The organism is Pseudomonas synxantha (genome assembly GCF_900105675.1).
Classification (GTDB): Bacteria; Pseudomonadota; Gammaproteobacteria; order Pseudomonadales; family Pseudomonadaceae; genus Aquipseudomonas; species Aquipseudomonas synxantha.
Genome location: NZ_LT629786.1, coordinates 5,648,824 through 5,674,987, shown reverse-complemented (window position 1 = coordinate 5,674,987; position 26,164 = coordinate 5,648,824). Strand labels below are relative to the sequence as shown.

At 60.8% G+C, this 26,164-nt stretch carries 27 protein-coding genes and 1 pseudogene; 18 read left to right on the top strand and 10 right to left on the bottom strand.

Annotated features, from left to right (window positions below; translation table 11 throughout):
• Nucleotides 1-186 precede the first annotated feature (186 nt).
• Entirely contained in the window at nt 187-1,533 is a 1,347-nt protein-coding gene (nhaA, locus tag BLU48_RS26305; protein ID WP_057022847.1) for a Na+/H+ antiporter NhaA, read from the top strand.
• An 86-nt stretch (nt 1,534-1,619) separates the two neighbouring features.
• Here nhaA and BLU48_RS32420 read toward each other — a convergent pair.
• Nucleotides 1,620-1,706: pseudogene (locus BLU48_RS32420) on the bottom strand (helix-turn-helix transcriptional regulator); the annotation flags it as partial.
• Nucleotides 1,707-2,141: 435 nt separating this feature from the next.
• Here BLU48_RS32420 and BLU48_RS26295 point away from each other — a divergent pair.
• The 12 genes from BLU48_RS26295 (at nt 2,142) to madM (ending at nt 10,757) form a co-directional block, all read left to right on the top strand.
• The gene (locus tag BLU48_RS26295) at nt 2,142-2,381 is read left to right on the top strand and encodes a DUF6124 family protein (protein WP_046069919.1); all 240 of its coding nucleotides are present in this window, start codon (nt 2,142-2,144) and stop codon (nt 2,379-2,381) included.
• Nucleotides 2,382-2,442: 61 nt separating this feature from the next.
• Nucleotides 2,443-3,072 carry a nucleotidyltransferase domain-containing protein gene (locus BLU48_RS26290; protein WP_046069918.1) on the top strand — a complete coding sequence of 210 codons (630 nt, stop codon included), beginning with the start codon at nt 2,443-2,445 and terminating at the stop codon, nt 3,070-3,072.
• Complete coding sequence (locus BLU48_RS26285) at nt 3,035-3,469, top strand: hypothetical protein (protein WP_057022848.1); 435 nt, start codon at nt 3,035-3,037, stop codon at nt 3,467-3,469. The genes BLU48_RS26290 and BLU48_RS26285 overlap by 38 nt, the downstream gene beginning before the upstream one ends.
• A 166-nt stretch (nt 3,470-3,635) precedes the next feature.
• Entirely contained in the window at nt 3,636-5,306 is a 1,671-nt protein-coding gene (gene mdcA / locus BLU48_RS26280; protein WP_057022849.1) for a malonate decarboxylase subunit alpha, read from the top strand.
• Nucleotides 5,307-6,140, top strand: a complete 834-nt coding sequence (locus BLU48_RS26275; RefSeq protein ID WP_057022850.1) for a triphosphoribosyl-dephospho-CoA synthase — start codon at nt 5,307-5,309, stop codon at nt 6,138-6,140.
• Nucleotides 6,140-6,439 carry a malonate decarboxylase subunit delta gene (locus BLU48_RS26270; protein WP_057022851.1) on the top strand — a complete coding sequence of 100 codons (300 nt, stop codon included), beginning with the start codon at nt 6,140-6,142 and terminating at the stop codon, nt 6,437-6,439. Before BLU48_RS26275 ends, BLU48_RS26270 begins: the two co-directional genes overlap by 1 nt.
• A complete protein-coding gene (locus BLU48_RS26265) occupies nt 6,432-7,274 on the top strand; it encodes a biotin-independent malonate decarboxylase subunit beta (RefSeq protein ID WP_057022852.1) in 843 nt (280 codons plus the stop codon). Before BLU48_RS26270 ends, BLU48_RS26265 begins: the two co-directional genes overlap by 8 nt.
• The gene (gene mdcE, locus BLU48_RS26260; RefSeq protein ID WP_057022853.1) at nt 7,271-8,041 is read left to right on the top strand and encodes a biotin-independent malonate decarboxylase subunit gamma; all 771 of its coding nucleotides are present in this window, start codon (nt 7,271-7,273) and stop codon (nt 8,039-8,041) included. Before BLU48_RS26265 ends, mdcE begins: the two co-directional genes overlap by 4 nt.
• Entirely contained in the window at nt 8,035-8,631 is a 597-nt protein-coding gene (locus BLU48_RS26255; protein WP_057022854.1) for a malonate decarboxylase holo-ACP synthase, read from the top strand. The genes mdcE and BLU48_RS26255 overlap by 7 nt, the downstream gene beginning before the upstream one ends.
• Nucleotides 8,628-9,527, top strand: a complete 900-nt coding sequence (gene mdcH / locus BLU48_RS26250; protein WP_057022855.1) for a malonate decarboxylase subunit epsilon — start codon at nt 8,628-8,630, stop codon at nt 9,525-9,527. The genes BLU48_RS26255 and mdcH overlap by 4 nt, the downstream gene beginning before the upstream one ends.
• 67 nt (nt 9,528-9,594) lie before the next feature.
• Nucleotides 9,595-9,987, top strand: coding sequence for a malonate transporter subunit MadL (madL, locus tag BLU48_RS26245; RefSeq protein WP_057022856.1), 393 nt, complete (start codon nt 9,595-9,597; stop codon nt 9,985-9,987).
• A gap of 5 nt (nt 9,988-9,992) precedes the next feature.
• Nucleotides 9,993-10,757: a malonate transporter subunit MadM gene (gene madM / locus BLU48_RS26240; RefSeq protein WP_057022968.1), complete on the top strand. Its 765-nt coding sequence runs from the start codon at nt 9,993-9,995 to the stop codon at nt 10,755-10,757.
• Nucleotides 10,758-10,860: 103 nt separating this feature from the next.
• Here the strand turns inward: madM and BLU48_RS26235 are convergent, their stop codons facing one another.
• Entirely contained in the window at nt 10,861-11,775 is a 915-nt protein-coding gene (locus BLU48_RS26235) for a LysR family transcriptional regulator (protein ID WP_057014145.1), read from the bottom strand.
• 146 nt (nt 11,776-11,921) lie between these two features.
• On the opposite strand from BLU48_RS26235, the gene trhA reads away from it, so the two are divergent.
• Nucleotides 11,922-12,539 carry a PAQR family membrane homeostasis protein TrhA gene (gene trhA, locus BLU48_RS26230; protein ID WP_057022857.1) on the top strand — a complete coding sequence of 206 codons (618 nt, stop codon included), beginning with the start codon at nt 11,922-11,924 and terminating at the stop codon, nt 12,537-12,539.
• 15 nt (nt 12,540-12,554) lie between these two features.
• Here trhA and BLU48_RS26225 read toward each other — a convergent pair whose 3' ends face one another.
• Nucleotides 12,555-13,457: a LysR family transcriptional regulator gene (locus BLU48_RS26225; protein WP_057022858.1), complete on the bottom strand. Its 903-nt coding sequence runs from the start codon at nt 13,455-13,457 to the stop codon at nt 12,555-12,557.
• A 106-nt stretch (nt 13,458-13,563) separates the two neighbouring features.
• On the opposite strand from BLU48_RS26225, the gene BLU48_RS26220 reads away from it, so the two are divergent.
• The gene (locus BLU48_RS26220; protein ID WP_057022859.1) at nt 13,564-14,805 is read left to right on the top strand and encodes a D-amino acid dehydrogenase; all 1,242 of its coding nucleotides are present in this window, start codon (nt 13,564-13,566) and stop codon (nt 14,803-14,805) included.
• Between the two features lie 93 nt (nt 14,806-14,898).
• A complete protein-coding gene (locus BLU48_RS26215) occupies nt 14,899-15,816 on the top strand; it encodes a transporter substrate-binding domain-containing protein (RefSeq protein ID WP_057022860.1) in 918 nt (305 codons plus the stop codon).
• Between the two features lie 15 nt (nt 15,817-15,831).
• On the opposite strand, the gene BLU48_RS26210 is transcribed toward BLU48_RS26215, so the two are convergent.
• Entirely contained in the window at nt 15,832-16,551 is a 720-nt protein-coding gene (locus BLU48_RS26210) for a 16S rRNA (uracil(1498)-N(3))-methyltransferase (protein WP_057022861.1), read from the bottom strand.
• Nucleotides 16,552-16,582: 31 nt separating this feature from the next.
• A complete protein-coding gene (locus BLU48_RS26205) occupies nt 16,583-17,989 on the bottom strand; it encodes an adenosylmethionine--8-amino-7-oxononanoate transaminase (protein ID WP_057022862.1) in 1,407 nt (468 codons plus the stop codon).
• A gap of 272 nt (nt 17,990-18,261) precedes the next feature.
• Between BLU48_RS26205 and BLU48_RS26200 the strand changes: the two genes are divergently transcribed.
• Both BLU48_RS26200 and BLU48_RS26195 read left to right on the top strand, forming a co-directional pair.
• On the top strand, nt 18,262-18,813 hold the full coding sequence (locus tag BLU48_RS26200; RefSeq protein ID WP_057022863.1) for a cytochrome b: 552 nt from the start codon (nt 18,262-18,264) through the stop codon (nt 18,811-18,813).
• Nucleotides 18,814-18,845: 32 nt separating this feature from the next.
• Complete coding sequence (locus tag BLU48_RS26195) at nt 18,846-19,445, top strand: YceI family protein (RefSeq protein ID WP_057022864.1); 600 nt, start codon at nt 18,846-18,848, stop codon at nt 19,443-19,445.
• A gap of 146 nt (nt 19,446-19,591) precedes the next feature.
• On the opposite strand, the gene BLU48_RS26190 is transcribed toward BLU48_RS26195, so the two are convergent.
• The 5 genes from BLU48_RS26190 to ahcY all read right to left on the bottom strand — a co-directional run bounded on the left by BLU48_RS26190 (nt 19,592) and on the right by ahcY (nt 26,157).
• Entirely contained in the window at nt 19,592-21,472 is a 1,881-nt protein-coding gene (locus BLU48_RS26190; protein WP_057022865.1) for a DEAD/DEAH box helicase, read from the bottom strand.
• Between the two features lie 222 nt (nt 21,473-21,694).
• The gene (locus tag BLU48_RS26185; RefSeq protein WP_057022866.1) at nt 21,695-22,498 is read right to left on the bottom strand and encodes a substrate-binding periplasmic protein; all 804 of its coding nucleotides are present in this window, start codon (nt 22,496-22,498) and stop codon (nt 21,695-21,697) included.
• Between the two features lie 63 nt (nt 22,499-22,561).
• Entirely contained in the window at nt 22,562-23,644 is a 1,083-nt protein-coding gene (locus BLU48_RS26180; protein ID WP_057022867.1) for a hypothetical protein, read from the bottom strand.
• Between the two features lie 79 nt (nt 23,645-23,723).
• The gene (gene metF / locus BLU48_RS26175; protein ID WP_057022868.1) at nt 23,724-24,569 is read right to left on the bottom strand and encodes a methylenetetrahydrofolate reductase [NAD(P)H]; all 846 of its coding nucleotides are present in this window, start codon (nt 24,567-24,569) and stop codon (nt 23,724-23,726) included.
• A 178-nt stretch (nt 24,570-24,747) separates the two neighbouring features.
• Entirely contained in the window at nt 24,748-26,157 is a 1,410-nt protein-coding gene (ahcY, locus tag BLU48_RS26170; protein WP_043046226.1) for an adenosylhomocysteinase, read from the bottom strand.
• Nucleotides 26,158-26,164: the final 7 nt, after the last annotated feature.

Sequence of the window (26,164 nt, the reverse complement as noted above, 5' to 3'; positions counted from 1 at the left end):
TGCCCAACCTTACCATCTGTGATCCGTGGCTGATGAAGCGGCGCAGACGCCAGAGGGGATTAAAGACGCCGCATAGGGTTTGCATCCGCTGCCTCGGCTTCATATCATCGCCGCGGGTGCTGTGTCGCGTGTCGCGCATTGCAGGTTAAATTCAAGCGTTGGTCGGGCCGCCATCGGAGTCAGCCAGTGCCTGGAAAAAAACCGCTCTCGTCTGCCATTCCCCGTCCGCAAGTCTTAGCCGAGCGTGCCCTGTCCGCGCTGGAGCGGTTTTCCCATATCGAAGCGGTCAGCGGCATCGCGCTGCTGGTGGCGGCCCTGGTCGCCCTTACCTGGGCCAACAGCCCTTATGCCGCCAGCTATGAACACCTTTGGCATACCCAGATAACGTTGGGCTTTGGCGAGTGGAGTGTGTCCAGGTCGCTGCACTTTTTAGTGAACGACGGCCTGATGACGATTTTCTTTCTGGTGGTGGGCGCCGAGATACGCCAGGAAATCCACGACGGTGCCTTGGCCAGCTTCAAAATGGCCATCTTGCCGCTGGGCGCGGCCTTGGGGGGCGTGGTGGTACCGGCCCTCATTTACCTGGCGATCAACCACAGCACCGAGGCCAGCCATGGCTGGGCCGTGCCGACCGCAACGGACATCGCTTTTGCGGTGGGCGTACTGGCGTTGCTGGGCAAGTCCATTCCCGGCGGCGTGCGCATTCTGCTGCTGGCCCTGGCGATTATCGATGACATCGTCGCCATCCTGATCATTGCGCTGTTCTATACCGCCAGCCTCGATTTGAGCGGAGTGGTAATTGCCCTGGGCGGGGTGCTGATGGTGCTGTTGTTCCAGCGCATGGGGATCAGCAAGACGGCGCTGTACATCCTGCCAGGCGCGATCGTCTGGTACGGCCTGCTCAAGACCGGCGTACACCCCACGCTGGCCGGCGTGCTGCTCGGTCTGATGAGCCCGGTGCGCTCGATGCCGATGCGTGAGCGACCGCTGGAAAGCCTGCAGCGCAACTTCCACGAACTGGTCGACAAGTTTTCTGCAAAGGGCCACGACCCGCAGGCGGTGCATCAACCCCTCAAACAGATACGCCAGGCGCAGCGCGAAATGCTCTCGCCCGTGCAACGTATCCAGACCGCGCTGCACCCCTGGGTGGCGTTCGGCATCATGCCGTTGTTCGCACTGGCCAACGCCGGGGTGAACCTGGCCGGCGCGAACCTCGACGAAGGGATGTCGCAGCACGTCTTCATCGCAGTGATCCTGGCCTTGGTGGTGGGCAAGCCGGTCGGCGTCATCCTGGCTTGCGGGTTGCTGGTCAAGTCGCGGTTGTGTCAATTGCCACAGGGTGTGACGTGGTCTGGCGTGGTGCTGGTCGGTTTGCTGGCGGGTATCGGCTTTACCATGTCGATCTTCATCGCCTCGCTGGCGTTCAACGATGCCAGCCTGCTGTCCGCCGCCAAACTGAGCGTGCTGTGCGCTTCCGGCCTGGCGGCCTTGCTGGGCTTGAGTTGGGGTTGGGCCCAGCGCAAACGCGCCTGACAGCCCGCGCAGGGAAGAGCCCGGTGGGCGGGGGCTCGGGTTTTTCCTGCAAGACTTCGACCTGGACGCTGCTCACCGTGCAGTCATGCTATCTCGGTAATGGTAATGCCCAAGGCAGGAATCACATCTTCAAGCAATATTTCACCTGGGTGAGGTGGGTTGTGCATCGGCATGTTGGTACGTCCTTCGACTATGGGCATTCAACCGCGAAGGCTAGAAGGACCAGTTCCAAGCAACAACCCCAAAACGCTGTATGAAACTTCCTGCACGCCCTTCGACATAAAAGGCTTCGGATTTTTCCTGCAAGATTTTGGGCCGCGCATGAACTTGTGGTGAGAGGTCCGCACGCCTAGTCTTCGTCCCGTCATCGCAAAAAACGGTGACACGGACGTGCAAGTCCGGTTACATGTCGGCGCACCAACGCCCATAGCCATTCAACGGGCGTTTTTTATGCCTGCTGTACTCGTTATGGCGGCTGTGCGTGGGAGACTCTTCGGAGTCTGCCGGGGTCCGATATGCCCGGTCTTGCACACCTGCGCACAGCTGCCACCTTGATTCGCGTGCAAGCGGAAGAGGGCAGCTTCCATCACATATCGGAGCTGTAAATCATGATCAAACCTACCCCCAATCCACCCCTTTTCACCGTAAACCCCCACCAGAACACCGAAACCCTGCTGGTCAACGCCAGCGAAACCCTGTCCTCCCTCAACGCACTCACCTGCAACCTGGCTTTCGACCTGGACACTTCCCAGCGCGCCGTCATGCTCGGGATTCAGCAAATGGCAGAGATAGGACAGCTATTGGTGGATCAAGCACTGGAACAGATATCCCCCTCCTCAGCGGCTTAAAACTTGATCGTTCCCAAAAAGGGACCTATCGTTCCCTTTTTGGGACTCATTGGCCGCTGCCATGCACACCTTGCCGCTCAGTACTGCGCTCTTCACGGTCACCCAGCAAAAAGTGCTGGGCCTGCTTTTCGGCAAGCCCGACCAAAGCTTTTTCACCAATGAAATTGCCCGGTGGGCCCAGGTGGGTAAGGGTAGCCTCACCCGAGAGTTGGAGCGTTTGCAGTTGGCGGGCATCTTGAACATGACGCGCCAAGGCAACCAGACTCACTACCAAGCCAACCCTCAGTGCCCGATTTACTCGGAACTGTTGGCTATCGTGCGCAAGACGCTGAGCCTGGACGAGCCATTGCGCAATGCACTGGCACCGTTTGCCGAGCAGATCACCTGGGCGTTTATCTACGGTTCCATCGCCAAGGGTGAGGCGCACTCATCCAGTGACATAGATCTGATGCTGATCGGTCAAAGCCTCAACTACAGTGAAGTCATGGAGCAACTCATGCCGCTGGAAGAGCAACTGGGTCGCACCATCAACCCGACGCTGTACACCCCTGAAGACTGGATCGGTAAATGGAATGCCGGGAACAGTTTCGTGCAGCGGGTAGTGCAGCAGGACAAGATCAATCTGTTAGGGGGCAACCCCCTGGAATCCACGGATGGACAGCAAGGCAAACCTGGAGAATCTGCAACGTAGTGGTGGCTTGAAGGCTGAGCCGCCGGATCGCAAGGAGTGTGACGGGCTGATGCGTTCAGCTCGTGATCGATTGAAGGACGCCGCGACCCCACAGCTATCATTCGCCAGCCGTTTCGATCTGGCTTACAACGCCGCCCATGCTATCGCCCTCACGGCTTTGCGCTTGCAAGGCTATCGTTCTGACAAACGCTATCTGGTCTTTAAATGTCTGGTTCACACCCTCGACGCGAGCAAGGTGCAGGTGCGGTTGTTGGCGTTGTGTCATGAGCGTCGCAACCTGGCGGAATACGAAGGGTATATGGATGAGGATGAGGCCCTGCTAAGCCAGTTGATCGATAGCGCGACGGTATTGCTGGTCAAAGTGGAAGATTTTTTGGCTAGCCTTGATCAGAGATAGCGCGGTTCGTTCGGTCCCACACAGGGACTGCTATCTGACAGGCGCTACTGAGCACATTTTGATCTTCATTACTCCAGGCGTAACGGTCTGTCATTGAGCTTGATTGATGGCCCCCGAATTCGCTCCTAAGGTACAGCCCACGACAGCAACCCCCCGTGGAGCAACCATGACAACAACCATCACCCCCGACTCGCGCTGGACGCGGCGGCGCGACGAGAAGCAGCGGCGGCTCGGGCTGGTCAAAAAATTTGCAGACGGGGCGGTGTTGCCCAGCGACAAGATCGTCGAGGCGCTTGAAGCGCTGATCCTCCCCGGCGACCGCGTGGTGCTGGAAGGCAACAACCAGAAGCAGGCAGACTTCCTCTCGCGCTCCCTGGCCAAGGCCGATCCCGCCAAGCTCCACGATTTGCACATGATCATGCCCAGTGTCGGGCGCGCCGAGCACCTGGACCTGTTTGAAAAAGGCATCGCCCGCAAGCTCGATTTTTCCTTCGCCGGCACTCAATCCCTGCGCATCAGCCAGTTGCTGGAAGACGGCTTGCTGGAAATCGGCGCGATCCATACCTACATCGAACTCTACGCGCGCCTGGTGGTGGACCTGATCCCCAACGTGGTGCTCTCCGCCGGCTTCATGGCTGACCGCGCCGGCAATATCTACACCGGCGCCAGCACCGAAGACACCCCGGCGCTGATCGAACCTGCGGCGTTCAGCGATGGCATTGTCATCGTGCAGGTCAACCAGTTGGTGGACGACGTCACCGACTTGCCCCGCGTCGACATCCCCGCAAGCTGGGTCGATTTCGTGGTGGTGGCCGACAAGCCGTTCTACATCGAACCGCTGTTCACCCGCGACCCGCGCCATATCAAGCCGGTGCATGTGCTGATGGCGATGATGGCGATCCGTGGCATCTACGAAAAGCACAATGTGCAGTCGCTCAACCATGGCATCGGTTTCAACACCGCTGCCATCGAGTTGATCCTGCCCACCTACGGCGAATCCCTGGGGCTCAAGGGCAAGATCTGCCGTAACTGGACACTCAACCCGCACCCCACGCTGATACCCGCCATCGAAAGCGGTTGGGTCGAGAGCGTGCACTGCTTCGGCACCGAACTGGGCATGGAGAATTACATCGCCGCCCGCCCGGATGTGTTCTTCACCGGTCGCGATGGCTCGATGCGCTCCAACCGCATGTTCTGCCAATTGGCCGGCCAGTACGCGGTGGACCTGTTTATCGGCGCAACCCTGCAAGTCGATGGCGACGGCCATTCCAGCACCGTCACCCGTGGCCGCCTCGCCGGTTTCGGTGGAGCGCCGAACATGGGGCACGACCCACGCGGTCGCCGTCATGGCACACCCGCCTGGCTGGATATGCGCCACGACGATGCGCCCGAAGCCCTGCTGGAACGCGGGAAAAAACTCGTGGTGCAGATGGTCGAAACCTTCCAGGAAGGCGGCAAACCGACCTTTGTCGACACCCTCGACGCAGTAGAAGTGGCCCGCAAAAGCGGCATGCCCCTGGCGCCGATCATGATCTACGGCGACGACGTTACCCACTTGCTCACCGAAGAGGGCATCGCTTACCTCTACAAGGCGCGCTCCCTGGAAGAACGCCAGGCAATGATCGCTGCCGTCGCCGGGGTGACGGCCATCGGTATGCGCCATAACCCCAAGGACACGGCACGCATGCGCCGCGAAGGCTTGATTGCCTTGCCCGAAGACCTGGGTATCCGCCGCACCGACGCCACCCGCGAATTGCTGGCCGCCAAGAGCGTAGCCGACCTGGTGGAATGGTCCGGTGGCTTGTACAACCCGCCCGCCAAGTTCAGGAGCTGGTAAATGCGCGCCCTCAAACTGCATGAACTCAGCCTTGCCGATCGCCTGGCGGATATGGCCGTCGATGCGCTGATCGATGAAGCGGATTTATCGCCCAAACCCGCCCTGGTGGACCGGCGCGGCAACGGTGCCCACAGCGATTTGCACCTGGGCCTGATGCACGCGTCGGCGCTGTCGCTGTGGCCGATGTTCAAGGAAATGGCCGAGGCCGCGTTTGAATTCGGTGAAGTCGGTTTGCCCCTGCGTGAAGCCCTGGGGCGTATTGGTCGCGAAGGTGAACAAGCGATGCTCGCCACTACCAACGGCGTGAACACCCATCGCGGTGCAATCTGGGCCCTCGGTTTGCTCACCGCCGCAGCGGCCCTGGAACCACGTGGCGTCGTACTGAATGCAGCCAAGCTGGCCTTGCTCAATGACCGCCATGCCCCACAACCCATGAGCCATGGCGCCCAGGTTGCCCAGCGCTACGGCGCACGCGGTGCCCGCGAAGAAGCGCAGTTAGGCTTTCCCGCTGTGATGCAACGCGGTCTGCCGCAACTGCACAGAAGCCGCCAGCAAAACGCCGGTGAACAGAATGCCCGCCTGGACGCTTTGCTCGCGATCATGACCGAGCTGGCCGATACCTGCGTGCTCTACCGCGCCGGCACTGAAGGCCTTCAAGCCATGCAGCAAGGCGCCCAGGCTGTGCTGGATGCGGGTGGTAGCGCAACCCTCGCCGGCCGCCGCCAATTGCACGAACTGGACACCCAGCTCCTGGCCTTGAATGCCTCCCCTGGCGGCGCCGCCGACCTGTTGGCCGCCTGCCTGTTTATCGACCGCCTCGACGGAGCGTTGTGATGGAAACCTTATCTTTTGAATTTCCCGCCGGGAAGCCGCCAAAAGGTCGTGCGTTGGTGGGTTGCGTTGGCTCGGGCGACCTTGAAGTGCTGCTGGAACCGGGTACGGCCGGCATGCTGACGATCCAGGTGCAGACCTCGGTCAACGGCGCCGAGCAACGCTGGCAGCATCTGTTCGAACGTATCTTCCAAGAGCAGACGCCGCCTGCATTGAACATCGATATCCACGATTTCGGCGCTACCCCCGGCGTGGTGCGTTTGCGCCTGGAGCAGGGCTTCGAGGAGATCGGCCATGAATGACTTGCTCAACCAGCACAGTTTTGTCGAACTCGGTGCACGGCAGCGCGCCAAGGCGTTGCTGGATGCCGGCACTTACCGTGAACTGATCGACCCGTTCCAACGGGTCATGTCGCCGTGGCTCAGCCGCCAAGGCGTGGTGCCCCAGGCCGATGACGGCGTGGTGATTGCCAAGGGCAACATCGCCGGCTTGCCGGTGGTGGTCGCCGCTATCGAGGGTAATTTCCAAGGTGGCAGCCTCGGTGAAGTCGGTGGCGCAAAAATCGCGGGGGCACTGGAACTGGCCGCCGAAGACAACCGCAACGCCATACCGACCCGCGCCGTGCTGCTGCTGGAAACCGGTGGGGTGCGCTTGCAGGAAGCCAACCTGGGCCTGGCCGCGATTGCTGATATCCATGCTGCGATTGTCGACCTGCGCCAGTACCAGCCGGTGGTCGGTGTGGTGGCGGGCAGTGTCGGTTGTTTTGGTGGTATGTCCATCGCGGCCGGACTGTGCAGTTACCTGGTGGTCACCCGCGAAGCGCGCCTGGGTTTGAATGGTCCGCAAGTGATCGAGCAGGAGGCCGGCCTGGAAGAATACGACTCCCGCGACCGGCCTTTCATCTGGAGCCTTACGGGCGGCGAACAACGTTTTAACAGTGGTTTGGCCGACCGTTACGTGGCGGACGATGTGGCGCAGATCCAGCAGACCGTGAGTGCGCTGTTGCAACAAGGCGCGCCCGAACAACCACGTAGCCGCCGCGCTGATTTCTACCTGGCGCGCCTGGCCGAACTCGACACAGCGGCGCAAATCGAGCCCGCGACGGTTCGCGCTCTGTATCAGGGAGAACGCCCATGAGAGGGTTACAGTGGTTCAATGCATTGAGCGCTGGCGCAACACCCGTAGAGGGCTTGCCGGATTCGTTGAAAGTCGCAGACGGCGTATTGGGTGAGCAGGCGGTGCGCTTTATCGCGGTGGTCACCGACCCGAATAACCGCTTCCCGCGTGCGCGCAATGGCGAGGTCGGGTTGCTGGAAGGTTGGGGGCTCGCCAAGGCCGTGGATGAGGCCATCGCGGCGGGCGATAAACGCCCCATCATCGCCATCGTCGACGTGCCCAGCCAAGCCTATGGCCGTCGTGAAGAAGCCCTCGGCATCCACCAGGCCCTGGCCGCCGCTGCCGACAGCTACGCCCGCGCACGCCTGGCCGGCCACCCGGTCATCGCATTGCTGGTGGGCAAGGCCATGTCCGGTGCGTTTCTGGCCCATGGTTACCAGGCCAACCGCTTGATCGCCCTGCGCGACCCTGGGGTAATGGTGCATGCCATGGGCAAGGCCTCGGCGGCGCGGGTGACCTTGCGCAGTGTTGAAGAGCTGGAAGCCTTGGCCGCCAGTGTGCCGCCTATGGCCTATGACATCGACAGTTATGCCAGCCTGGGTTTGCTCTGGGAGACCTTGTCGGTGAGCCAGATTGAACAGCCGACATCGGACGATGTGGCGCGGGTCAGCGATTGCCTGGTGCAGGCGATCAAAGATGTCGTGCAACCCGATTTGAAAGGACGTTCCGGTGCGACTAATCGCGCCGCCTCAAGCCACGTACGCCAACTGCTGCGGGAACAATGGTGAACGCCCATGACTTGCTCTGGGGCATGACCCCGGCGCACCTGCCTGCGGATGCTCCGACCTGGGTGCTGGAAGCGATCGACGCCGGTCATCCGGTGGTAGTGCGTCGCGCCGTCACCGATCCGGGCCAAGTGGCGGTTGGCGTGCGTGGGCGCTTGCGTGAGCAGCGGTTTGCGGCGGTGATGCCCATAACCGCTGTGCAACGGCGCGTGGCGCCTGAAGACTTGCGCCAGGTGACCTCATCCCGGGATTTACCCGCGCTGCGGGCGCTCGCTCAACTGCGGCCAGTGCTGGCGCAGCTGGACTGGGGCGTCAGCGGCAGTGCCGGATTTGAATTGGCGAGCGGCATCGAAGCGTTGCATGCCATGAGCGATCTGGATTTGATTTTGCGCACCCCCGAACCGCTTGATCGCTTTGAGGCGCGGGCGTTGCTGGCAAAACTGGACACCGCGCTGTGCGCCGTGGACCTGCAACTGCAAACCCCGTTTGGTGCCGTTGCCTTGCGCGAATGGGCGGGCATATCTCGTCGTGTCCTGCTCAAAACCAGCAACGGCGCACACCTTGTGCTCGACCCTTGGCAGGCTGTGGCATGAGCAGCCTCCTGGTGTTTCCGGGGCAGGGCGCCCAGCGGGCGGGTATGCTCCAGGCGCTATCGGCCGAGGTTCTGGAAGAAGCCAGTGATGCCTTGGGTGAAGATGTGCGTCAGCTCGATTCGGCGCAAGCCTTGGCGAGCACGCGTGCGGTGCAACTGTGCCTGCTGATCGTCGGCGTCGCCCATGCCCGCCAGTTGCAACATACGCCTGATTATGTGGCGGGCCTGTCCATCGGTGCTTACCCAGCCGCCGTCATCGCCGGTGCCCTGGACTTCGCTGACGCGGTAAAGCTGGTGAGCCTGCGTGGCGAGCTGATGCAGCAGGCGTATCCACAGGGCTATGGCATGACCGCCCTGATTGGTCCTGAATTATCCCGCGTCGAGGCGCTGCTGGCGGATATCCACAGCCCGTTGACCCCGGTGTACCTGGCCAATATCAACGCCGATAACCAGACCGTCATCGCCGGTAGTGATGACGCCATGAAGCGCGTTGCTGAACGTATCAAAGGCAACGGCATCGCCAAGCGCCTGGCCGTCAGCGTGCCGTCCCACTGCGCGTTGCTGGAACAGCCGGCTCAGGTCCTGGCCCAAGCCTTCGTGCCGCTCAAGGCGCCGCGCATCACCTACCTGAGCAGCACCCGCGCGCGACCCATCCACAACCTCGAGCAACTGCGCGACGACCTGGCCTTCAACATGTGCCGTGTCGTCGACTGGCGCGGCACCGTGCAAAGCGCCTACGAGCGTGGCGTACGCCTGCAGATCGAACTGCCCCCGGGTGCGGTGCTCACCGGTCTGTCACGGCGGGTCTTCGACCAAGGCACGGTGATCGCCTGCGAAGGCGCACGCCTGGATACCTTGCAGGCCCTGCTGCAAGAGGAGGAACGCCGCCACCGATAAAGCAGCACCCAAGGCTTTCGAAGCACAAAAACAACAATTTCGAACGAGCACTTTGAGGACAACAATAATGATTATCTACGGTGTGGCGTTTCTGGCGCTGTGTACATTGGCTGGCCTGTTTATCGGTGAGCTGCTGGGCAAATGGATGGGTATCCCGGCCAACGTCGGCGGGGTGGGTATCGCCATGTTGCTGTTGATCGGCCTGGGCAGTTACCTCGGTAAGCGCGGCTTGTTTACCGGCAAGTCGGAGCAGGGCGTGAGCTTTTGGGCCGCGATCTATATCCCGATTGTGGTGGCGATGGCGGCCCAGCAAAACGTATATGGCGCCATCAGCGGCGGGCCCATGGCAATTCTGGCCGGAACCATCGCAGTGCTGCTGGGCTTTGCCCTGGTGCCGGTGTTGGTACGCATCGGCAACCGTGAGCCTGCTGCGGTTGTTCCCACTAAAGAAGCCGGGTGATCGCCATGTACGAATCGATGATGAAAGTGATCACCGGCTACGGCTTGATCAGTGGTTTTGCCGTGATCGGCCTGACCATGTGGGTCTCCTACTGGATGTCAGACACCTTTACCAAAGGCCGCCTGCATGGCTCGGCCATCGCCATCCTGCTGGGCTTGGTGCTGTCGTATGTGGGCGGGGCCTTTACCGGCGGCTCGAAAGGGGTGGTGGATATTCCGCTGTTGTCAGGTATCGGCCTGTTGGGCGGTGCCATGCTGCGGGACTTTGCCATTGTCGCCACGGCGTTTGGCGTGAGTGTCGATGAGCTCAAGCGCGCTGGGTATGTTGGCGTACTGGCGTTGTTTGTCGGCGTGGGTTCGTCGTTTATTGCCGGGGTCGGAGTGGCGATGGCGTTCGGTTATACCGATGCGGTGAGCCTCACCACCATCGGCGCCGGGGCCGTGACCTATATCGTCGGCCCGGTGACCGGCGCGGCGATCGGGGCCAGTTCCGAGGTGATGGCGCTGTCCATTGCCGCCGGGTTGATCAAGGCGATTCTGGTGATGGTGATGACGCCGTTCGTGGCGCCGCTGATCGGGCTGAACAACCCGCGCAGTGCGGTGATCTTCGGTGGTTTGATGGGCACTTCCAGCGGTGTGGCGGGCGGGTTGGCGGCGACTGATCCGAAGCTGGTGCCGTATGGCTGCCTGACGGCGGCGTTCTATACGGCGCTGGGGTGTCTGCTAGGGCCGTCGTTGTTGTTTCTGGTGATGAGGGGGTTGGTGGGCTGACCTGAGGATTTTCAGTGTCTGGACTGGCGCTATCGGGGGCAAGCCCCCTCCCACATTTGAAATGCAGTCCAATGTGGGAGGGGGCTTGCCCCCGATAGCGGTCTCAAACTTGCCGATTGGCATACATCCGACATTCCGCCAGCAGCGCCAGCAGGTTCGGGTCGCGTTCCTTGGCCTTCAGGAACACTACGCCGATATGCTGCTGCAACCGATACCTGGGTTGCAGCGGTATCAGCTTCACGCGGTTCTCATACACCGCTGCAATCCGCCCCGGCAGCAGCGCATAACCCACCCCTGAACTGACCATGCTCAGCAAGGTGAAGATATCGTTCACCTGCATCGCCACCTTCGGCTCGAACCCCGCTTGCTTGAACACCCGGTTGCCGTCCTGGTGCGTGGCGAAGCCCTGGGTGAGGGTGATGAAGGTAGCGTCGCGTACATCGGCCAGGTCGATTTCCTGGTTGCGGTCCAGTGGGGAATCGGCCGGAGTGGCCAGGAAAATGTCATCGCTGAACAGGGCGATCTGCTCACAGTCGGGGTCGTTGGCGTGTTCGTCGAGGGAGATGAGGATCGCGTCGACTTCCATGTTCTTGAGTTTGTAGAGCAGGTCGAAATTGGAGCCGAGGATCAGATCGATATTGAGTTCGCTGCGGCGGATCTTCAGGCCCATGATCAGTTGCGGTACGGTTTTTACCGTCAGCGAATACAGCGAGCCGAGTTTGAAACGCTCGGCGGAGAAGCCGGCGGCTTCGCGGGTCAGGCGTACGCTGTCGACCACATCGGCCACCAGTTTCTGTGCGCGTTCTTCAAGCACATAGGCGCTTTCCAGCGGGGTGAGGTTGCGACCTTCGTGTTTGAACAGCGGGCAGCGCAGGGCATTTTCCAGGGAGTGGATGGCGCGATGAACGCTGACGTTGCTGGTTTGCAACTCGGCGGCGGCGCGGGCCAGGTTGCCGGTGCGCATGAACGCCAGGAAGATTTCCAGCTTCTTGAGGGTAAACTCTTCGTCGATCAGCATGGCCGTGGGCTCTTGTTCGATTACCTATAATTGTGCCCGCAAACGCGTGCGCCGTCCTCGGAACGTCACAAGCCGCTTGCACTCTTATGCGCAAGGCTGGACGCTTGCCAGCCTGTTCTTGAAGGTTATGGGGAGGTCGGTGACAGATGTACCACGGGGAGCGATTCAACGCCTGGAGCCATTTGCTCGGTGCAGTCGCGGCGTGTATTGGCGCCGTGTGGATGTTGGTGGTGGCGAGCCTGGACGGCAGCCCCTGGAAGATCGTCAGCGTGGCGATCTACGGCTTTACCCTGATGGTGCTGTACAGCGCGTCGACGGTGTACCACAGCGTACAGGGACGGCGAAAAGCGATCATGCAGAAGGTCGATCACTTTTCCATCTACCTGTTGATCGCCGGCAGCTACACGCCTTTTTGCCTGGTGACCCTGCGCGGGCCGTGGGGCTGGACGCTGTTCGGTATCGTGTGGGGGCTGGCGGTGATCGGTATCCTGCAAGAGATCAAGCCGCGCTCGGAGGCGCGGATTCTGTCCATCGTGATTTATGCCGTGATGGGCTGGATCGTACTCGTGGCAGTCAAGCCGCTGATGGCGGCGCTGGGTACGGCGGGGTTCATCTGGTTGGCGTCGGGCGGGGTGTTGTATACCGTCGGTATTATCTTTTTTGCCCTGGAGGACCGCCTGCGCCATTCCCATGGGGTCTGGCATCTGTTTGTCATCGGCGGCAGCCTGCTGCATTTCGTGGCGATCATGCATTACGTGCTCTGAATGAAGGGGACATTCTTAAAGGCGCTCGAGCAACGCACGTGCCCGGTTGCCGAAGATATGCAACAGGTCGGCCAACATATGCGGAGGCGGTTCGTTGGCGCGGGTCAGGGCGTACAGGGTGATCGGCAACTGCGGGGCAAGCGTGCGAATGCACATCGTCGTCATGGACGCACCGAGGGCTGTGAAGGGATCAATCACCGTTATTCCCGCACCGGATTCAACCATGGCCCGGGCCAGGGAATAGGTTTGTACGGAAATGCTTATTTGTGGCGGTGGGTCAATATTTTCCAGGTAACTGTCGAGCTTTGCCGCCAACGGATCAGCGCTGGAAAGACCAATCAGCGACGTATTCGCCAGTTCGGCCAAAGGCAATGGCTGGCTTGATTCAGCCTCAGGCCAGTAAGCCTTGGAGGCCAACGCTACCAGCGCCCCGTTCGCCAGTATCTGGCTGGTGAGCCCCGGGTGGCCGGAGAAATTGAGGGTCAGTGCCAGGTCGATTTCGCGCATCAACAACTGCTGCACCAGCTCGCGGCTATGGTCGCTGGACAGCTCACAGACCATGTCCGGGTAGCTGCGCTTCCACTCAAGGATTGACGGTGGCAGCAGCGACTGTGCCAGCGCCGGGATGGCGCCGATGCGCACGCTTTGTTCAGGCGTATGGCGCAAGCTCTTGGCCAGCCGTTGCACCCCTTGCAGACTCGTTGTGACTTTCTCGACTTCGCTTTCCAAGGCCAGGGCTTCCGGTGTGGGCTGTAACTTGCCACGCACCCTTAGAAACAACGGGAAGCCCAGCTGCAATTCGGCGTGCTGAAGCACCTTGGTCACCGCTGGTTGCGAGACGTGCAGCAACTGCGCGGCGGCGCTGACGGAGCCGGTCTGGCGGATGGCCTGGAAGATTTCGATATGTCGCAGACGCATGTGTTTTCATAACCTTAACTTATAGGTGGCTTACCTTTATTCATTGTTCAACTTTTGTCACTTGAACCTACTCTGGAATTCGTTTCAATCCATGTGAGGTGTCAATATGGCAAGGCGAGTATGTATCATCGGTGGCGGTGTCATCGGGTTGGCGAGTGCCTATGCATGTGTGCGTGCAGGCATGGAAGTCACCTTGGTCGAAGCGCAAAAAAAACTGGGTAATGTCACCAGTTTTGCGAATGGTGGCCAACTGTCCTACCGCTATGTCGCCCCCCTTGCCGATGCTGGTGTACCACTCAAGGCGCTTGGCTTTCTGCTGCGCTCGGAGTCTCCCCTGAAGCTCAGGCCCCGGCTGGACCTTTCACAATGGCGCTGGCTCGCCTCTTTCCTCGGCGCCTGCCGCTCCTCGGTAAACCGTACAAACTCCGCACATTTGCTTCGCCTGGCAGCGATGAGCCAGGACGTCCTGAACCGCTGGCGGGTAGAGGACCATCTGGAGGGGTTCAACTGGAAGCGCAATGGAAAACTGGTGACCTTCCGTTCCGCTGACAGCTTCGCGCAGGGGCGGCGCAAATTGACTGACCCCCTCCAGCAACAAGTGCTATCGGCCGAAGACTGCCGCAAGCTTGAACCGTCCCTGATGGAGGGGACCTTTGTCGGCGGTATTTACAACCCTAATGAAGAGGTTGCCGATTGCCACGCATTTTGCCAGCAGCTTGGCGGGCATTTGGAGGCATCGGGACGCTGCCGCATTGTCTACGGGCGCAAAGTATTGCGTGTCCATGAGGCGTTTAATACAGCTGTAGCCGTGGAGCTTGAGGACGAAGTCATCCCTGTGGAGAACCTGATCCTGGCAGCCGGTCACAACAGTTCGAGCCTGGGTCTGCCAGGTATGCGTCTACCGCTTTACCCCCTCAAGGGCTACAGCCTCAGCGTGCCCATCGGCGAGCAGCACAGTGCGCCAACGGTCAATGTGACCGATTACGACCGCAGGGCTGTGTATGCCCGGATCGGCGATCAGTTACGTGTCGCCGCCATGGTCGACATGGTGGGTTTCAACAGCGCCCCGGAGCCCAAGCGCCTGGCGGTGATAAAACGCTTGGCCCGCCAGACGTTTCCGATGGGCGGCAACTATGACGCTGCGGTTGAATGGGCAGGGATGCGGCCAGCGACGCCCACCGGCCTGCCTCTGATTGGTGCCAGTTCCTATCGCAATCTGTGGCTCAACCTGGGGCATGGCGCTCTTGGCTTCACGCTCGCGTGCGCCAGCGGCCAGTTGCTGGCCGAAATGATTGCAGAGCGGTCGACTTCGATTGACGCACATGTGTTTCTTCCCAAGGCGGCCTGACCTTTGGTTGTTGGAGTGTAAAGAGATGAATAACGATGCCTGGATCGGCTGGCTGCCGACTCGAGCTATAGCTATAGCCAGCGGGACTACCCTATGCAAAAAACAGCGGTAAACCGTTGCATTTTCAAGGTCTGCATTTTCGCTTCGCTGACGCTGGGACTACCCCTGGCGTCAGCGAGCGAATCCAGCGCAACCTTGGAAAAAATCACTGCCAGCCAGCAAATTTCCGTTGGCTATCGTGATGCGTCAGTGCCGTTCTCGTATATAGGCGATCAGAGCGGCAAGCCGATGGGGTATTCGGTGGACCTCACCCACAGGATCGTCGAGCGCGTCCGGGAACAGGCCGGCCTGAAAAACTTGCGTGTGAATTATCGCCTGGTGACGTCCCAGACCCGGATCCCATTGGTACAGAACGGCACCGTTGACCTGGAGTGTGGCTCCACCGGAGTGACCGCCGAACGGCAGAAGCAGGTGGCATTTTCCTATGGGTTTATCTATGTGAAGGGGCAGTTACTGACGGCCAGGACCAGCGGCATCCACGGACTCTCCGACCTCAAGGGCAAGAACGTGGTGACCACCGCCGGCACCACCAACGAACGCTTCCTCAAACGCTACAACGCCGAGCATCAGAGCAATATGTTCGTCATCAGCGCCAAGGACCACGGCGAAGCGTTCAAGATGCTTGAGACCGGCCGTGCGGTGGCGTTCTATATGGACGATGCGCTGCTCTACGGCGAACGCGCCAAGGCCAGGGACCCACACCATTGGGTGGTCGTGGGCAAGGAGCAATCGCGGGAGATCTACAGCTGCATGGTGCGCAAGGATGACCCACAGTTTCTCGCGGTGGTTAACCAGGCCCTGGGCGACCTTTACCGCTCGGGGGCGATCAACGGGATTTACCAGCGCTGGTTCGAGCAGCCGATTCCACCGAACGGCTTGAACCTGGAGTTTCCGATGACCAGTGAGTTGAAGGCGATCATTGCCAGCCCGGTCAGCGACCCGGTGGAGTGATCACCTCATCCACCTTTAGAAGTCGCCCCAGAGTTGCTGCGCAACGGCCAGCGCCACCACCGGCGCGGTTTCGGTACGTAATACTCGCGGCCCCAATCGCGCGGCATGGAAGCCAGCGCCCTGGGCGGTTTCGACTTCTCCATCCGTCAAGCCACCTTCCGGCCCGATCAGGAACGCCAGCCGCGATGGCTTGGCATGGCTGATCATCGGCTCGGCCACCGGGTGCAGCACCAGCTTCAGGCCGGCCTCGACCTGCTTGAGCCAGTCTGCCAGCAGCAACGGCGCATGAATCACCGGCACCGTCGAACGCCCACATTGCTCGCAGGCGCTGATTGCCACTTGGCGCCAGTGCAGCAGACGCTTGTCGGCGCGCTCGTCCTTGAGGCGCACTTCGCAGCGCTCGGTGAAGATCGGCGTGATCGCGTTGACGCCCAGTTCAGTGGCTTTCTGGATCGCCCAATCCATACGCTCGCCCCGGGACAGGCCCTGGCCGAGGTGGACGTGCAGCGGTGATTCGGCCTGACCGGCAAAGCACTCCGTCAGTTGTACGGTAACGCGCTTTTTACCGACTTCCAGCAAGGTGCCCCGGAACTCCTGGCCAGAACCGTCGAACAATTGCACGGCATCGGCTTCACCCATGCGCAACACACGGCTGATGTAATGCGCCTGGGCTTCGGGCAGTTCATGGTCGCCGAGGCTCAGCGGGGCGTCGGTGAAAAAGCGGGACAGTCTCATTTCTGTTCTCTGAAAAGGTGTATGTAGGCAATCAACCCGGATCACGGAAGCCTGGGTGAAAATCTTTCGGCACTGCCACACTGACTTTGCTGTTAGTGGCGATATCAATCCCCTCGCTGGCCACCTCGGCCAGGAAGTCGATCTGCTCAGGTGTAATCACATAGGGCGGCAGGAAGTACACCACGCTGCCCAACGGCCGCAACAGCGCGCCGCGTTCCAGGGCATGCTCGAAAACCTTCAGGCCACGGCGTTCCTGCCATGGGTAGGCAGTCTTGGTGGCTTTGTCCTGCACCATCTCGATGGCCAGCACCATGCCGGTCTGGCGGACTTCCGCGACATGGGGATGGTCGACCAGGTGCGCGGTGGCGGTCGCCATGCGCTGGGCCAGGGCCTTGTTGTTTTCGATGACGTTGTCTTCTTCAAAGATATCCAGCGTCGCCAAGGCCGCCGCGCACGCCAACGGATTGCCGGTGTAACTGTGGGAGTGCAGGAAGGCGCGCAGGGTCGGGTAGTCGTCGTAGAACGCGTCGTAGACATCGTCGGTGGTGACCACGGCGGCCAGTGGCAGGTAACCGCCGGTGAGGGCTTTGGACAGGCACAGGAAGTCAGGGCGGATGCCGGCCTGTTCACAGGCGAACATGCTGCCTGTGCGACCGAATCCCACGGCGATTTCGTCGTGGATCAGGTGCACGCCGTAGCGGTCGCAGGCTTCGCGTAACAGCTTGAGGTACACCGGGTGGTACATGCGCATGCCGCCTGCACCCTGGATCAACGGCTCGACGATCACGGCGGCGACGGTCTCGTGGTGATCGGCCAGGGTCTGTTCCATGGCCAGGAACATGTTGCGCGAATGTTCTTCCCAGCTCATGCCGTCGGGGCGCAGGTAGCAGTCCGGGCTCGGCACCTTGATGGTGTCGAGCAGCAGCGCCTTGTAGGTTTCGGTAAACAGCGGCACGTCGCCCACCGACATCGCGGCGATGGTTTCGCCATGGTAGCTGTTGGTCAGGGTGACGAAGCGCTTCTTGTTTGGCAGGCCACGGTTGAGCCAGTAGTGAAAGCTCATCTTCAATGCGACTTCGATGCAGGATGAGCCGTTATCAGCATAGAAGCAGCGGGTCAGGCCCTCAGGCGTCATCTGCACCAGGCGCTCGGACAGCTCGATCACCGGCTGGTGGCTGAAACCGGCGAGGATCACGTGCTCCAGCTGATCGACCTGGTCCTTGATGCGTTGGTTGATGCGCGGGTTGGCGTGGCCAAACACATTGACCCACCAGGAACTGACGGCATCGAGGTAGCGCTTGCCTTCGAAATCTTCCAGCCATACGCCTTCACCGCGCTTGATCGGGATCAGCGGCAGTTGCTGGTGGTCTTTCATCTGGGTGCAGGGATGCCACAGCACCGCGAGGTCGCGTTGCATCCACTGGTTATTCAAGCCCATCGGTTATCTCCTCGAAGCGGTCCTGCGGCTGGCGCAGGCGAAACAATCGCGCAAGCCTATGCAATGGTGGCGCCTGTCACAAGCCATTGTGGGGCAATTGACGGTAAATGCAGGACGGTCTGTCACGTTTCTTGGGAATAGTCTTAATCCCTTGTTAATTTATGATACCTAGCCTCTTCATCGTATTTCTCGATATTTCAAAGCGAAATTTTCCGCTTTAATTCGATAGGTAAAACGCTAGTCTTGGGCACAGTTCTTACGGGATTAAGTACATGCAGCTACGCAATTCGCCCGCCCGCTATGGCTGGGTCAGCATGGTTCTACACTGGGGCGTTGCCCTGGTGGTGTTTGGTTTATTCGCATTGGGCCTGTGGATGGTCGGCCTCGACTACTACAGCGCCTGGCGCAAAGATGCACCTGACTTGCACAAGAGCATTGGCATCACGCTATTCGCCATCATGCTGGTACGTATCGTCTGGCGCCTGATCAGCCCGCCGCCACCGCCGCTGGCCAGCTATAGCCGTATGACGCGGATCGGTGCTGCATTTGGGCACGCGTTCCTGTATCTGGGGCTGTTTGCCGTGATGATTGCCGGTTACCTGATTTCCACCGCCGACGGTGTCGGTATCCCGGTGTTTGGCCTGTTTGAAATTCCTGCCCTGGTTTCCGGTCTACCGGACCAGGCAGATACCGCCGGTTGGGTGCATCTATACCTGGCCTGGGTGTTGGTGGTCTTCGCCGGGTTGCATGGCGTGGCTGCGTTGAAACACCACTTTATCGATCGTGATGCGACCCTGACACGAATGCTGGGGCGCAAAGCCTGATGTTCAACCTCGACTCACAAGGAATAGAAAGCATGTTGAAAAAAACACTCGCTGCTCTGGCAATCGGTTCTGCCCTGCTGTCCGCTGGTTCGGCGATGGCCGCTGACTACGTGATCGACAAGGAAGGCCAGCATGCCTTCGTCGATTTCAAGATCAGCCACCTGGGCTACAGCTACATCACCGGTACCTTCAAGGACCTGGACGGCAAGTTCAGCTTTGACGCTGCCAAGCCAGAAGACGCCAAGATTGAAATGAATGTCCGTACCGCCAGCGTGTTCTCCAACCACGCCGAGCGCGACAAGCACGTCAATAGCGCAGACTTCCTGGAATCGGGCAAATTCCCTGACGCCAAGTTCGTCTCCACCAGCGTCAAGCCAACCGGGAAGAACGCTGATGGCAAGCAGACTGCTGATGTCACTGGCGACCTGACCTTCCATGGCGTAACCAAGCCTATCGTGGTCAAGGCTACGTTCCTGGGCGAAGGCAAGGATCCATGGGGCGGCTACCGTGCAGGCTTTGAAGGCACCACCTCGATCAGCCGTAAAGAGTTCGTTCCGAAGGGCATGGACGTAGGTCCACAGTCCGACGTGGTTCAGCTGTACATCACCTTTGAAGGTGTGAAAGCGAAGTAATGCTCCGTATGTAGGAGCGAGCTTGCTCGCGAAAAACGTAGAGACACCGCGTTTTGTCAGGCCGCCAGCGTTATCGTTGACGACCTTCGCGAGCAAGCCCGTTCCTACAGGCAAAAAAAACCCGTATCTCGCGATACGGGTTTTTTTTATGCCTCGCGGTTGCGGGTCAGCAACGCTGGTTTTTCACCACGAGGACGACCTGGCAGTTGGTCCAACTGCTCGGGTGTCGGGAAGCGATCGGCTTTCGACTCCTTGTGGATGATCTTCGGCGCCGGGCCACCACGCGGGTTTTGCACCGCGGGCTCAGACAGGCGTGGCTGGTCATCACGGGCCGGGCGGCGATTGTTGCTGCGCGAATCTTCACGACGCGCCTGGCCGTCACGCGGTGCACCATTGCGCGGGCCGCTGCGCTTGGCAGGAGGAGTACCGGTGGTGCCGCCGCTGCTGTTGCGCGGGCCGTTCTGGCGACCGCCCTGTGGCTGGCCGCCACGGGGAGCACCCGCACCGGCGCCTTGTGCCGGGGCGCCTGGACGACGACCACGGCCCTGGGCGGGCTTGGCCTGGGGCACGTAGTCGACGCGGTTACCGAAGTTGTCCACATCGTCGTCGAGGAACTCGTCCGGGGCACGGTCAGCGGCGGCGCGTGGTGGCTGGCTCGGCTGGCGCTGTTCGCGGGCCGGGGTGCCTTCACGTGGCTTCTGCTCGCGGGCCGGGCGTTCGCCACGGCTGCTGCTTGCGGACTTTTCCTTGCCCTTGTCCTTGCCCTTGTCGCGACGACCACCGCCACCACCGCCACCGTTCGGGCCATCGCCCTTCGGACCGCGTGGGTTGCGCACGTCCGGACGCTCGCGCGCTTCAGGCTTCTCGGCCTCTACGGCGCTGGCATCGAAGCCCATCAGGTCGCCGTCGGCGATCTTCTGCTTGGTCATGCGCTCGATGCTTTTAAGCAGTTTTTCTTCGTCCGGCGCGACCAGGGAAATGGCCTCGCCCGAACGACCGGCACGGCCAGTACGGCCGATCCGGTGCACATAATCTTCATCGACGTTGGGCAGCTCGAAGTTGACCACGTGTGGCAACTGGTCGATATCCAGGCCGCGGGCGGCGATATCGGTGGCGACCAGGATACGTACGGAGCCAGCCTTGAAATCTGCCAAGGCCTTGGTGCGTGCATTCTGGCTCTTGTTGCCGTGGATGGCGACAGCGGTGAGGCCGTGTTTATCCAGGTACTCGGCCAGGCGATTGGCACCGTGCTTGGTGCGGGTGAAAACCAGCACCTGTTCCCATGCGCCGGCGGTAATCAAGTGTGCCAGCAGCGCACGCTTGTGGCTGGCGGCCAGGCGGAATACGCGTTGCTCGATACGTTCGACCGTGGTGTTCGGCGGCGTGACTTCGATGCGTTCCGGGTTGTGCAGCAGCTTGCCGGCCAGGGCGGTGATGTCCTGGGAGAACGTCGCCGAGAACAGCAGGTTTTGACGTTTGGCTGGCAGGCGGGCGAGGACCTTCTTCACGTCATGGACAAAGCCCATGTCGAGCATGCGGTCGGCTTCGTCCAGCACGAGGATTTCCACGTGGGACAAATCGACGCTGCCTTGGCCGCACAGGTCGAGCAAACGGCCGGGGCAAGCCACCAGCACATCGACGCCACGGGACATGGCCTGAACCTGTGGGTTCATACCGACGCCGCCGAAGATGCAGGCGCTGACGAACTTCAAGTCGCGGGCATACAGCTTGAAGCTGTCATGCACCTGGGCTGCGAGTTCGCGGGTTGGGGTCAGGACCAGTACGCGCGGTTGGCGCGGGCCATGACGCTGGGATTTGTCCGGGTGACCGTTGGGAAACAACCGCTCCAGGATCGGGAGGGCGAAACCGCCGGTTTTACCAGTACCTGTCTGAGCCGCGACCATCAGGTCGCGACCTTGCAACACGGCGGGAATGGCCCGCTGTTGCACCGGAGTAGGCTCGGTATAGCCCGCCGCCTCGATGGCGCGGACTAAAGCCTCGGAGAGACCGAGGGAAGCAAAGGACATGAGTAATCCTGTTTTAGTTAGGGCTTGGCCCAAAGGGATAATCTTGCCGGGCGTGAATGGCGCTTAGGGGAGCGCAATCCCGTCCGGTCCTGCTGCGTCTGGCGGGCACGCCACCGGCTCGCGCGGGCTGCAAAGCTGCGCAGTAGCTGGGTTGGGTGCCTTTTTCAAGACCCGAGCGGCCGGGCGTAAGCCTGGCGGAAAGGCCGGAGTATAACAGAGCAATCACTGCGCGCTGCTTTCCTGCTGCTCAACGGCACGTCCTGACGCTGATATAGGCGCCGTTTGTGTGTGCATTCCACCATATTTGGCGCTCAAGGCGGCATAGGCCGGCTCTTGCTTGAAGCGCTTGAGCTCGGCGGCAAAGCGTTGTACCAGCAGGTCCATGCCCGCGCCGCGCCGCACCGCGAGAAATTGCGGCTGGCGGCTGACCACCACCGACGCCTGGCTGACCTTGCCCTCAAGGCCCAGCGCCTTGATCACGTGTTGTCCCACCCGTCGGTCAGTAACCACCATATCGATGCGCCCGAGCATGAGCTTGCCGAAATTGGCTTCATGGCTGGGTGCGGGCTCACGCTCAAAGGCGCTGGACTCGCTGAATGCATCGCCATAGAGGTAGCCGGGGGAAACACCGACGGTCAGGCCGCGCAGGTCATCGAGGGTTTCGGCGGGATGCGGGCGTTCGTTGGCGTAGAACAGTACGAATTCAACGTCCGACAATGGCTCGCCGGGGTAGAGCAGCAGGGCGTCACGGTCGTGGCTGTGGAAAATATCCAGCGCGCCGTCGGCGTGGCCCTGATCGAGCATCGCCAGGCAGCGCTTCCAGGGCAGGAACTGCCATTGCACCTCGACGCCCAGGCGCTGGAACACGATCACGGTGGTTTCATAGTCCAGGCCAGCCATGCGGCCGTGGTCGTCGTAGACGTAGGGGGCCCAGGGCTCGGTAACAATGCGCAATTTCTCGCCATTAGCGGCCAGGCTCAGGCAAGCAAAAAGCGCAGCGATCAACAGCTTGAAAATGACGGGCATGCCCTCAGGTTACGACGCTCATGGGCGAAAGAGAAGCTCTGGCATGCGCATTGGCGGACGGTCCTATTTCGCCGGAACGTCCAGCAGGTGTTCGTGGATCGCGGCGCGGCGCTCACCCAGAATCAGGCGCACCACGGGGTTGGCGAACCAGTGTTCCAACTGGTGGGCATCGAGCGGGCGCTTCTGGCGCTCCTCCTGGTTTTGTCGGGCCTTATCCCACCACACCGGGCCGCAGGCCTGGTCGAATTCGTTTTCGTGTTCGTAGCAGCCGTAAAGAATTTCGCGAATAAACTGTTGCTGATGCTTGGGCAGCAGCAGGGTAATGAGCTTGTACATCAAGCGCTGCAAGCGTGGCGGGCGCGGCAGGTGCGAGGAAACCTGCCGCGTGTCGGCCAGGGCTTGGGCACTGGTAGGGGCGCTGGCGTGCTTGGCGATCCACGCCTTGACCTTGGCCCGGAACAACTGCTTGCGGCTCCAGTAATGATGGATCAGGTCCGGGCACTCGCGCACGTTGACGGTGCGATAGGCGGCGATGGACAGGCAGAACTCTTCCAGGGTGTACGCGCCCTGGGCATGGGGGAACAGCTCATCCATCAATTCGATGGAGCGATCGAGGATGTGCGCATCCTGCTGGGTCAGGCCCATGACGCCGGAATTGAGGGTCATCATTTCATCGTCGGCCACGCCCATATCCAGCAGGCGCTGGCGCAGAGCAGTGTAGAGGACGCTTTCGTGATTATCGCCGTACTTGGTGTAGAAGGCATTGCACAGCAGGGTGCCGGGCTGGACGCGTTCGAACAGAGCCATGGGCGAATGGTGGAAGAAGGTGTCGGTGTCGATCAGCAGCGCCACCGGGGACTCTTGCAACACCTGGCGCAGCACCACGTGTTTGGTGCGGAAGTGATAGCCGTGGGGCTCGCTCCAGCGTTTGCGAGTGGCCTCGTCGAGAGGGCGCACGCGCACCGGCAGCAGGCGATAAGGCTCGGGATTGTCGCTGAATACCTGAATGTCTACGTTTGCGTCCGCAGTCTCCTGCAGGAACGCAAGTGCGCTGGCGATGCTGAATACCGCCTCCTGGTGGTAGGTCTCGGCACCGAAGACCAGGTAGACCAGCTGCGGGCGGGAAGGCGAGGACACTGTATTCATGGACTACGGGGTTCCGTGGGTAACGTAAAACGACAAAGGCCCTCGTCTGGACGAGGGCCTTGGCACAACCGGACAAGCCTTAGCGTGGCAGCTTGAGGTTGTTCCAAATGGCGAGGCTGGGTTCAGCCTGGTTCAGGGTATAGAAATGCAATCCTGGCGCGCCACCTTGCAACAATTGCTCACACATCTCGGTAATGACCTGCTCGCCGAACGCCTGGATGCTTTTGACATCGTCGCCATAGGCTTCCAGTTGTTTGCGCACCCAGCGTGGGATCTCGGCGCCGCAGGCGTCGGAAAAGCGCGCCAGCTTGCTGTAATTGGTGATTGGCATGATGCCCGGCACGATCGGGATGTTCACACCCATCGCCCGTACACGCTCGACGAAGTAGAAGTAGCTGTCGGCGTTAAAGAAGTACTGGGTAATCGCACTGTTGGCGCCAGCATTGGCCTTGCGCACGAAATTCTGCAAATCGTCCTCGAAATTGCGCGCCTGGGGGTGCATTTCCGGGTAGGCGGCCACTTCGATATGGAAGTGATCGCCGCTTTCTTCGCGGATGAAGCTCACCAGCTCGTTGGCGTAGCGCAGCTCGCCGCTGGCCATGCCCATGCCGGAGGGTAGGTCGCCACGCAGGGCGACGATACGCTGGATGCCGGCTTGCTGGTAATGGGTCAGCAGGCCGCGCAGGTCGTCCTTGCTGTCGCCCACGCACGACAAGTGCGGAGCGGCGGGAATTTTGACTTGGCTTTCCAGCTGCAGCACGGTGTTGATCGTGCGGTCGCGGGTCGAACCGCCGGCGCCGTAGGTGCAGGAGAAGAAGTCGGGGTTGTAGCTGGCCAGCACCTTGGCAGTGGCCATCAGCTTTTCATGCCCAGCATCGGTCTTGGTCGGGAAGAACTCGAAGCTGTAGCGACGGTCTTGGGACATGGTCATACCCTTTGAAACCCAGAATTGCGGAGTGTGTACACCGTCGATGTGGGAGGGGCTTGCTCCCGATGGCGGAGTGTCAGTTAATAAATATATTGACTGACCCACCGCCATCGGGAGCAAGCCCCCTCCCACATTAAAGCCCGTTCCCCCACAGGGAGAGTGGGCAGCAGGTGTATCAGTAGCGGTAAGCGTGCGGCTTGAACGGACCTTCAACCGTCACGCCGATGTAGTCGGCCTGGGTCTTGGTCAATTGAGTCACCACGCCGCCGAAGCCGCGGACCATTTCCAGGGCCACTTCTTCGTCGAGTTTCTTCGGCAGTACTTCCACGGTCAGGCGCTCGGCTTTCTGGGCTGGCGACAGGTCGGCGTACTTCTGTTGGAACAGGAAGATCTGCGCCAGTACCTGGTTGGCGAACGAGCCATCCATGATCCGGCTTGGGTGGCCAGTGGCGTTGCCCAGGTTAACCAGGCGGCCTTCGGCCAGCAGGATCAGGTAGTCATCGTTCTGCGGGTCGAACTGGCCGGCACCGGTACGGTGAACCTTGTGGACCTGCGGCTTCACTTCTTCCCATGCCCAGTTCTTGCGCATGAAGGCGGTATCGATCTCGTTGTCGAAGTGGCCGATGTTGCACACCACGGCGCGCTTTTTCAGGGCCTTGAGCATGTTCGCATCGCACACGTTCACGTTACCGGTGGTGGTGACGATCAGGTCGATCTTGCCCAGCAGGGCTTTGTCGATGCTTGCTTCGGTGCCGTCGTTGATGCCGTCGATGAACGGTGAAACCACTTCGAAACCGTCCATGCAGGCTTGCATGGCGCAGATCGGGTCGACTTCGGAAACCTTGACGATCATGCCTTCCTGGCGCAGGGACTGGGACGAACCCTTGCCCACGTCACCGTAGCCGATCACCAGGGCTTGCTTGCCCGACAGCAGGTGGTCGGTACCGCGCTTGATCGCGTCGTTCAGGCTGTGACGGCAGCCATACTTGTTGTCGTTCTTGCTCTTGGTTACCGAGTCGTTGACGTTGATGGCCGGGATTTTCAGCTCGCCCTTGGCCAGCATGTCCAGCAGGCGGTGTACGCCGGTGGTGGTTTCTTCGGTCACGCCGTGGACGCGGTCGAGGATCTGCGGGTACTTCTTGTGCAGCAGCTCGGTCAAGTCACCGCCGTCGTCGAGGATCATGTTGGCATCCCATGGCGCGCCATCCTTGAGGATGGTTTGCTCCAGGCACCACTCGTACTCTTCTTCGGTCTCGCCCTTCCAGGCAAATACCGGGATACCGGCGGCAGCGATAGCGGCAGCGGCCTGGTCCTGAGTCGAGAAGATGTTGCAGGACGACCAACGCACTTCGGCACCCAGGGCAACCAGGGTCTCGATCAGTACGGCGGTCTGGATGGTCATGTGGATGCAGCCGAGGATCTTCGCGCCCTTGAGCGGTTGCTCCGCGGCGTACTTGCGACGCAGGCCCATCAGGGCAGGCATTTCGGATTCGGCGATAAAGGTTTCGCGACGGCCCCAGGCAGCGAGGGACATATCGGCGACTTTGTAGTCGGTGAAATCTGCAGGCGTGATGACAGCGCTCATGAAGAGC